This is a genomic window from Streptomyces sp. NRRL WC-3618 (assembly GCF_001280005.1).
Classification (GTDB): Bacteria; Actinomycetota; Actinomycetes; order Streptomycetales; family Streptomycetaceae; genus Streptomyces.
The window spans coordinates 1-2648 of record NZ_LGDW01000209.1; the positions used below are offsets into that span (position 1 = coordinate 1).

Here is a 2648-nt window from a genome sequence, read left to right on the forward strand (position 1 = left end):
CGGCCAGGTCGCCGACCGAGATGTTCGGGGTGTTGAGGTCGCTCGGGTCGGTCTTCGGGACGGTGGCGCAGGCGTCGCTGCCGTCGCCGGTGACCGGCTGGTCGCCTTGGGCGCACATGTACGACGTCCAGTCGGCGGAGTTCGAGTCGTAGACCAGGCCGGGGTCGTCGGCGGTATTGGGTACGACGTGCCCGGAGCCGTAGTCGAGCGGGTTGGCCGGGCCGTCGACGCCGGAGCGGCCGATCGGCTTGCCCTTGTTGTCCTTGGTGGTCGCGGTGGTCATCAGTGCCGACTTGACCTCCATGGGGGACCAGTCGGGGTGCGACTGCCGCAGCAGCAGGGCCAGGCCGGCAATGTGCGGGGAGGACATGGACGTACCGGAATCGAGGCCAAAATAGCCCTTGAAATAGCCGGCCGGGTTGGCCGGAGAGGTGCCCGCGAAGACGTCCACGCCGGGGCCGGTGAGGTCGGGCTTGAGCAGGTCGCCGCCGCTGGGGAGGACAGGGCCGCCGGAGGAGAAGCCGGCCATCCGCGGGGCCTGCTGGTGTTCGGCCTGCACCGCGCCGAGGGCCGCCGTGGCGGTGGTGCCCGTGCTGTCGGCGTACGCCTTGACGGCGCGGCCGTCGGCCTGGTTGAGGTAGGTGGTCGGGAGGACGTGGGTGCTGGCGATCGTGTCGTCGGACGGGACGACGGAGTAGTACGCCATGCCGACGCCACCCGCGGCCTTCACCTCGGTGCTCTTGTCCTCGCCTCCGAAGCTGGCGCGCTTGCAGAGCACCACGGCGCCCGTCACCTTGGCGGGGTCGAGAGTGCCCGCCGCGCACAGCTCGGCCTTGGCGGGGTCCGCGCCGGCGCGGGCGGCGTCGGCCGCGTCGACGAGCGGCGCGGACGGTACGCGGCCGGGGTCGATGCCGACACCGGAGTACGAGACGCCGTTGCCGAGGGTGACCTTCCTGCGGTAGCCGAGGTCATGGCTGGAGGCGGCGACGGTGGTCACCCACGGGGCGGCGTTGACGACTTTGCCGCGCCCGGAGTTGCCCGCCGAGACCGAGACGAAGACGCCCGCCTTGGCGGCATTGAACATTGCCGTCATCTGGGGGCTGTTGGTGCGCTCGCCGGTGGCGCCGGCGCCACCGCCGATGGAGTAGTTGATGACGTCGACGCCGTCGGCCACGGCCTTGTCGTAGGCGGCGACGGTGTCCACGGTCGGGCAGCCGTTGTGCCAGCAGACCTTGTACATCGCGATGCGGGCGGCCGGGGCGAGCCCCGACATACGGCCCGATATGTCGGTGCCGGCCATGGTCGCGGCCACGTTGTAGTTGCCGGCGGCGGTGGTCGAGGTGTGGGTGCCGTGGGACTCGGCGTCCATCGGCGACGCCCAGTCGGTGTCGTCGGGGTCGGTGAGGCCCTTGTTGAAGTACTGGGCGCCGATCACCTTGTTGTTGCAGGTGACCAGGTGGGCGGTGTCCGCGCCGCGGTCACAACTGCCCTTCCACTTCTTGGCGATGACGTCGGCGTCGGTGAGAGGCTCCGGGAGTGCCTGTAGCGAGGGGTTGCTGGTGTCGATCCCGGTGTCGATGACACCGAGGATCTGACCCCGTCCCGCGTTCGCCTGCCCGCCGGGCACCTTGGAGTAGAACCCGCCCCGCTTCTTCAGCCCGAGGAACTTGGCGGTGTCGGCGACGGGGAGCGTGGCGGAGGACGTCGCGGCGGAGGCCGCCGTGGAGGCCGCGGTGGGGGGTGTGTCGGCCGTGGCCGTCACCTGGAGCAGCTCGTTGCGGTCCAGGGAGAGGACGCCCTCGGCGTGGGCCAGGGCGGTCGCCTGCCGGGCGGTCAGCTTCGCCGCGAACCCGTTGAGTACGTACTGGTAGCTGTAGAACGGCCGGACGCCCGGCACCTCGTCCAGCACCTTCTCGCGCTGCCGCTTCAGCCGGCCGACGTAGTCCCGTACGGCCTCTGTCCGCACGTTCAGCCGCTTCACGAGATACGTGCCGGCGGAGTACGTCTGCCGGGTGCCGTCGGCCTGAGCGGCCGGCGTGGCCGGAGCGGCCGGAGCGGCCTGGGCGAGTGGGCTGAAGGTGAGGATCATTCCCCCGGCGAGTACCGGGGCGAGCAGACGCGCTGCTCGGCGGCCGACGGTGGGGCGTCGGTCGAGGTGTTGCTGGGGCAAGGTGGTGCCTTCCTGCGTGGAGTGGTCAAGTCCCCCGAGATCGGGGCTGGTCCCGCCGCGTGAGCGGCGGGACCAGCCCCCCTTTTTTTTCTTGCTGCCTTGCTGCCTACTGCTTTACGGCGTGACCGTCAGGATCGTCGTGCCGACCTTGTCGCTGCCGTCGCCGTACTCGACCAGGCCGAGATAGGCGCTGCCGGGCGTGAGGTCGCGCCACGACACGGTCGACCTGGCGATGTCACCCGGGACCACACTCTGTTCGGCCGGGGTGATGGTGGCCGGACGGTCCGGCTGGATGTCCGGGCCGAGCAGCCAGGTGTGGAGCGTGTACGGCTGGCTGGTGACGCCCTCGGGCAGGGCGTACTGGTTGACGTACACCTCGTAGGTTCCCGGGGCGAGGTCGGCGTGCTCGTCGTTGCCGCTGTTGGGGCTCGACAGCAGGTTGCGGTCCTTGTCGTACACGTACAGGTCCAGGTCGCTG

Annotated in this window: 1 protein-coding gene and 1 pseudogene; both read right to left on the reverse strand. The window is 70.5% G+C overall.

Annotated features, from left to right (window positions below; translation table 11 throughout):
- Positions 1–2170 (reverse strand): S8 family serine peptidase (locus tag ADL01_RS19495; protein WP_078960625.1); only part of this gene is annotated, 2170 nt, incomplete at its 3' end.
- A gap of 114 nt (positions 2171–2284) precedes the next feature.
- Positions 2285–2648 (reverse strand): annotated as a pseudogene (locus tag ADL01_RS45415) (peptidase); the annotation flags it as partial.